The 5,799-nt window shown below is 77.2% G+C and carries 6 protein-coding genes; all 6 read right to left on the reverse strand.

Annotation, left to right across the window (positions count from 1 at the left end; genetic code table 11):
* Window positions 1-540 (reverse strand): hypothetical protein (locus ACFXA3_RS33190; protein WP_385192977.1); only part of this gene is annotated, 540 nt, incomplete at its 3' end.
* Entirely contained in the window at window positions 537-1,898 is a 1,362-nt protein-coding gene (locus tag ACFXA3_RS33195; protein ID WP_385192980.1) for a M16 family metallopeptidase, read from the reverse strand. The genes ACFXA3_RS33195 and ACFXA3_RS33190, both read right to left, overlap by 4 nt.
* On the reverse strand, window positions 1,895-2,422 hold the full coding sequence (locus ACFXA3_RS33200) for a GNAT family N-acetyltransferase (RefSeq protein ID WP_385192982.1): 528 nt from the start codon (window positions 2,420-2,422) through the stop codon (window positions 1,895-1,897). The genes ACFXA3_RS33195 and ACFXA3_RS33200 overlap by 4 nt, the downstream gene beginning before the upstream one ends.
* On the reverse strand, window positions 2,419-3,375 hold the full coding sequence (locus ACFXA3_RS33205; RefSeq protein WP_385192984.1) for an aminoglycoside N(3)-acetyltransferase: 957 nt from the start codon (window positions 3,373-3,375) through the stop codon (window positions 2,419-2,421). Before ACFXA3_RS33205 ends, ACFXA3_RS33200 begins: the two co-directional genes overlap by 4 nt.
* Window positions 3,362-5,383 (reverse strand): alpha/beta hydrolase family protein, encoded by a 2,022-nt coding sequence (locus tag ACFXA3_RS33210; RefSeq protein ID WP_385192986.1) that lies wholly within the window; start codon window positions 5,381-5,383, stop codon window positions 3,362-3,364. Before ACFXA3_RS33210 ends, ACFXA3_RS33205 begins: the two co-directional genes overlap by 14 nt.
* A partial coding sequence (locus ACFXA3_RS33215; RefSeq protein ID WP_385192989.1) for a hypothetical protein occupies window positions 5,383-5,799 on the reverse strand: 417 nt, incomplete at its 5' end. The genes ACFXA3_RS33210 and ACFXA3_RS33215, both read right to left, overlap by 1 nt.

The raw sequence follows: 5,799 nt of genomic DNA on the forward strand, positions 1-5,799 counted from the left end.
GCCGTACACGGCGGCGAGGAAGCCCGCGCGGGCGACCACCGTGGGGTGGCGCTCCGCCGCGGACAGCCGGGCGGCCACCGCGGCCCGGGCCCGGTCGAGGCGCTCGGCGCCGAACAGGCCGCCGGGCCCCGGGCCGTGGGATCCCGCGTCGCCGGCGCCACGGTCTTCGGCGCCCGGGTCCCCGGGGCCCAGGCAGGCGCCGATCCGCGCGCAGACCTCCGCGAGGTCGGCGGTGAAGGAGCGCGCCGAGACCACGATCCGGTCCGGGCGCGCCTCCGCCCGTACGACGGCCAGCGCGCCGGCCGCCTCCTCCAGTGCCTCGCGCAGCACCTCCGCGGCCACGTCCACCTCGGTGGCGTGCGCCGCGGCGGGACCGGGCACCAGCGGCAGCAGCAGCCGGGCCTCGGCGAGGTCCCCGGTGCCGGCGCGGTCCACGGCGACGAGGGTGCCGCGGTCCAGCTCGTGCCGGCGGTGCGCGGGCGCGGTGAAGTGCGGTACGGGTGCGTGCGTGTCGGGGTTCGACGTCGTCATGGCCGTCATGCCGGGGCTCCCGCGGTCGTGGGCATCGGTTCCGGTACGGTCCCTGCGGCCGCCGGGAGGCTGGTGATCCGGGCCGCCGGGGCCGTCGCGTACGCGCCGGCGAGGCGGGCCACGTCGGCCGCCGACACCGCGTCGACCGCGGCGGGCAGTGCGGCCAGATGGCCGGGGTCCCCGTGGACGGCCGCGCCGACGCCCAGCCAGGAGGCCTGGCCCGCCACCGAGTCCAGCTCGGCGTGCAGGTGCATCGCCAGCCTGCGGCGCAGGGTCCCCAGCGGGGCCTCCACCGGCAGGGACCCGTCGGCGATCCGGGCGAACACGGCGCGCAGGCAGTCCTCGGCCGCATCGGGGGAGGTGTCCACCGGATGCGGGAACTCCACCGCGAACAGCGAGGCGCGGGCCACGTCGAACGGGTTGCCCGTCCGGTTCACGCGGGCCCGGAACGCCCCCCAGGGATGCTCCCCGGCGCGGTGGCGGGCGCAGTCGCCGCCGACGGTCTCCAGCAGCTCGCTCAGCAGGACGGTCGCCAGGTGGTCCGCGGCCGCCGTCCGCGGGTCCGGGACCCGCCAGCCGATCACCGTCCGGCCCGCGGGCGCGACCTTCTCCGGGCGCCTCCCGTACCGGCCCTCCGCCAGCGGGGACTCGACGGCCGGCTCGCGCTGCCAGGTGGGCCGCGCCGGCACCTGGCCGAGCAGCCGCTCGACCAGCTCGCGGGCCCGGCCGGGATCGAAGTCGCCGACGACCGCGAGGTGGATGTTGCCGGGCGCGTAGGACCGGTCGAAGAAGGTGCGCAGCTCGGCGGCGCCCAGCGACTCCAGCGCCTCGATGTCGCCGTAGCCGTTGTGCCGGTTCTCCCAGGTGTCGTGCAGCAGCTCGGGGAGGTCGAACAGGACCAGTCCGCCGTGCGGGCGCTGGAGCACGTTGCGCCGGATCTCCGCCTGGACGACGGCGATCTGGCCGCGGACGTGCCCGGGGCTAAGGTCCGGTGCCGTCAGCCGGTCCCGCTCGATGCGCAGCCCCAGCTCCAGCCCGTCGGCGGGCAGGATCTGCGTGTACTGGGTGTGGTCGGCCGAGGTCCGCGCGTTCATGGTGCCGCCCATGGCGGTCACCGCCGCGGTCAGCGGCCCGTCGGCCGTGGAGCCCTGGACCAGGACGTGCTCCAGCAGGTGGGCGGCCCCGGCGACGGGCTCGTTGCGGAAGCCGGTCCCCACGTGCAGGCAGGTGGCGACGACCTGGCAGCCGGGCAGCGGCTGGAGCAGCACCCGCATCCCGTTCGCCAGCGTCAGGTCCGTCAGGTCCGTCAATTCCGTCAGCGCCGCCGTCTTCCGCGCCGTCCGTGCCATCTCCGCCGTCTCCGTCATGACCCCTCCTCGTCGCGCAGGATCGAGAACAGCACCTGGTCGTGCCAGCGGCCGCCCCGCCACTGTGCGGCGCGCAGCACGCCCTCCCGGGTGAAACCGGCCTTCTCCAGCGCCCGCTGCTCGGCGAGATTGCGTACGTCGGTCCACGCCTGCACCCGCTGCGCCCGCGTGTGGTCGAACAGGTAGCGGGCCAGCTGCCGCTGCGCCTGCGTGCCGAAGCCCCGGCCCCGGGCGCCGGGCACCAGGCCGATGGCCACCGTCCAGCAGAACGAGGTGTCCATCCGGCCCCAGGTCGATCGGAACCACTCCACGCGCCCCACGGTGTCGCGTCCCGCGACCACGCTCAGCACGCCGCCGTCCGGGCCGAGCAGCCCGTCCTCGGCGTGCCGCCGGCGCATCCGCAGCGCGCTCGTGAAACCGAACCACTGGAAGGCACCCGTGCCCTCCTCGCCGGTGAACGCCGTCTCGAACAGGTCCAGGTCCTCGCCCGTGACCGGGCGCAGCGACACTCCGCCGGCCGTCATGCGGGCACCCCCGGGGCCGGCTGCGGCAGCTGCTGCGGCCGCATCTGCGGCCCGCCGTCCAGGACCAGCCGCGGCAGGGGCAGCGGCCCGTCGGCGTCGACGACCTCGCGCCAGCCGGGCGGGGCGATGCCGCGCCGCAGGTCGCGGTGGCCGGGCAGCCAGCCGGCGGCGAAGTCCACCAGGGGGCGCAGAGGCACGGCCCGGCACACCGCCGTGCCGACGGACATCCGGGCCAGCGGGCCGCCGCAGGCCTCGTACTCGGCGCCGATCCGGTCGAAGTCGCCCTCCCAGACGAGCAGTTCGGGCACCTCGTGCCAGCGCGTGCCGGCCGGGCCGGGGCCGGGCAACGGCCACAGGCCGGCCCGCCGCCCCGGATAGGCGACGGCGTACTCGGCCAGGTGCAGCGCCGTGCACTTGTCCCAGCCGGTGCCGAGCATCAGCACCGTGGCGTCCAGCCGCCACAGCTCGCCCAGCGGGCTCTGCGAGGACAGCCGGTACGCGTCCGGATGACACCGGGTGATCTCCCGCGCCCGCGGTCCCTCGGCCACGAACGACACCTGCGGATGCGGCGAGCGCAGGGTGCCCGGCAGCGCGCGCAGCAGCTCCGGCAGCACGCCCATGGTCCGCGAGACCGGCGTGCGCAGCGGATCGAAGACCGGCATCGCGGCCGCGGCCGCGGACAGGTCGGTCCGCGCCAGGTCCGCCGCGCGCCAGGTGGCCGGATGGCACAGCTGCGGGGTGAACGCGGGCATGACGAGCGTGCCCTCGGGTCCGACGGCCTCGCGCAGTGCCTCGTACACGGCCTGCGCGCCGCCCACCACGAAACCGAAGGCGCGCAGCGAGGAGTGCACGATCGCCACACCACCGGGGCGGACGCCCAGTGCGGCCAGCGCGTCGGCGAGCTGCCGCCGGGTGACGACCGTGCGCCCGGGGCCGGTCTCATGCCGCGTCATCGAGGCCTCCCATGGCCAGTTCGGCGAACCGCGCCGCCAGTTCACCCGTCAGCTCGTCGGCGGGTTCGGCTCCCGCCTCGCCCGCGAGCGCGCCCGCGCAGGCCGTCAGCACCCACCGGTACCAGGCCCGGATGTTGCGCGGCCGGCTCAGCGGGTGCGCCTCCGACCGGAAGAACGCCACCTCGGAGCGGACGCCCTGGCGGGACAGCTGCCGGTGGACGCGCAGCGTCTCGGTCGGCGGCACCAGCCCGTCGTGCATGCCGTGCGACAGCAGGACGCGGGTGCCCTCCGGCACCGGCCGCACCGGCAGGCTGTTGTCGCGGTAGCCCTGGTGCCGCGCCGAGGCGGGCTCGCCGTACTCGCGCAGCCACTGCCAGCCGACGTCACTGCTCTCCGCGACCTGGACGAGGTCCAGCGGCGCGGCGTGCGAGGCGATCAGCCGCGGCCGCAGCGCCGCCGCCGTGCTCAGCGACAGGTAGCCGCCGAAGCTGCCGCCCATCAGTGCCAGCGGCACCTGCGCCAGACCCGTCTCGGCCCGCAGCTGCTCCACCTGGCGCACGGCCACCGCGGCGATCCCCGACCGCCAGTTGGCCCAGCCGCCCGGCACGGCCGATACGTAGCCCAGCGACATCGGGGGCTCGACCAGCGCCACCGCGTACCCGGAGGCGACGAACGGCCACGGGTTCCACCGCCAGGACCACTCGGTCCAGCTCTTGAACGGACCGCCGTGGAAGAACACGACCAGCCCGCGCACCGGGCCCTCGGCGGGCCGGCACAGCCAGCTCGCCAGCGCCCCGGTCGCGCCCGGCACCGCCTGCCGGTGGTACGACAACGTGCCCGGCAGCGGCGGCCGTTCGCTCGCCTCGACCCGCTCGGTGTGCCCGTCGGACAGGGTGACGACGTCGACCGCCGGCGGCGTGTCCAGCGCGGACACCAGCACCGCCGCCCTGCCGCCGCGGACCAGGACGCTCTCCGCCGATGCCGCGAGCGGGACGTCGCGCCAGCGGTCGCGGGCCGTGTCGTACGTGTACAGCCGGCGCCGCGGGCCGTCCTCGGCCGTGCACACGAGCCGGCCGGGGCCGTCCCAGCCGACCGGGCGCTGCCAGGTGCCGGCCGGGGCGTCGAGGACGGCCGGCTCCAGGGTGCCGGGGCGGATCAGGCAGGCGGACTGCACGGGCGGGGCGTCGGTCGTCGGCACCGAGGTGGCGAGGTAGGCGACCTGGCCGCCGTCCGGGTCCGCCACCGGGTAGCAGAGGTCGATCCCGTCGAAGAGCAGGCTGCGTACGGTGGCGCCGTCCTCGGCGGACACCGCGAGGAGGCCGAACCGCCGGGTCCCGTCGGGGCGGTGGTGGGCGAGGCCGAGCAGCAGGGTGTCCGGTCCCGACCAGGCGGCCTCGCCGGTGAGGGAGGCGCCGTCCGGCACGGTGACGGACAGGTCGCGGCCGGCGGTGGCGCCGGTGGCGTCGGCGATGGCGGCGACGTCGACCAGGCGGAGCTGCCACGTGCCCTCGGGCCGGCGGACCGCCGCCAGGCTCGCGTCCGCACCCGCCGACCAGACGGCGTCGGAGCCCTGGAGCAGTCCGTCGGGGTGCGCGCCGAGGGGGCCGGCGGTACGGATCACGCAGGCGACGGCGGTGGTGCCCGGCCGCGGGGCCAGCGTGGCCACCTCGCCGGCGACGTGCTCGACGACGCGTTCGGTGCCGTCGTGGGCGGACCGGAAGGTGACGGCCCGCCGGCGGACGTAGAGGAAGCCGCCCGGGACGGCGACGGTCTCGCCGGGCTCGGTCACCGACCAGTCGGCCGCCCACGTTCCGGCGGGGCCGCGGCGGTATCCGACCAGCGTCGGGACGAGTGAGCCGAAGCCGTCGGGGGCGTCCGCGCGCAGCAGCAGCCACCCCTCGCCGTCGAAGGCGGCGACGGCCTTGGGGCGGGGCTCGGCGGCGAGCGCCTCGACGAAGGCGGTGGCCGGGTCCTGCGCGGTGGCCGGGGCGAAGGTCGTGGGGGTCATCAGGCGGCCGCCCTCTCGGTGAGCAGGGCGACGAGCGCCGGGTTGAACGCGGCGGCGAGCCGGGCGGCTTCGGCCTCGTCGCGGAAGCCGCGCTCCAGGGCGCACAGCCGGTACTCGTGCGGGTGCTGCGCACCCCACAGCCGGCGCAGGAGCGCGTGCCAGTGGGCGGGCGGTACGGGGGGCTGCCCGGCCGGGGCCGCCAGGCGCAGGCACCACTGCTCCAGCTCGGCGGTGCCGGTACCGGCCAGGGCCTCCGGCGTCAGGCCGGCGTACACGAGCCGGCCCGGACGCAGCCGGAACGTACGGGTCAGCAGCCGGTCCTCGGCGGACCAGTGCGCGGTCGCGGCGGTCGGCCGGGCCAGCCGGGCGTCGGGCCGGGTCGCGGGCGCGAACCCGGCGGCGCCGCGCAGGGCGCC

It is taken from the genome of Streptomyces sp. NPDC059456 (assembly GCF_042750055.1).
GTDB lineage: Bacteria > Actinomycetota > Actinomycetes > Streptomycetales > Streptomycetaceae > Streptomyces.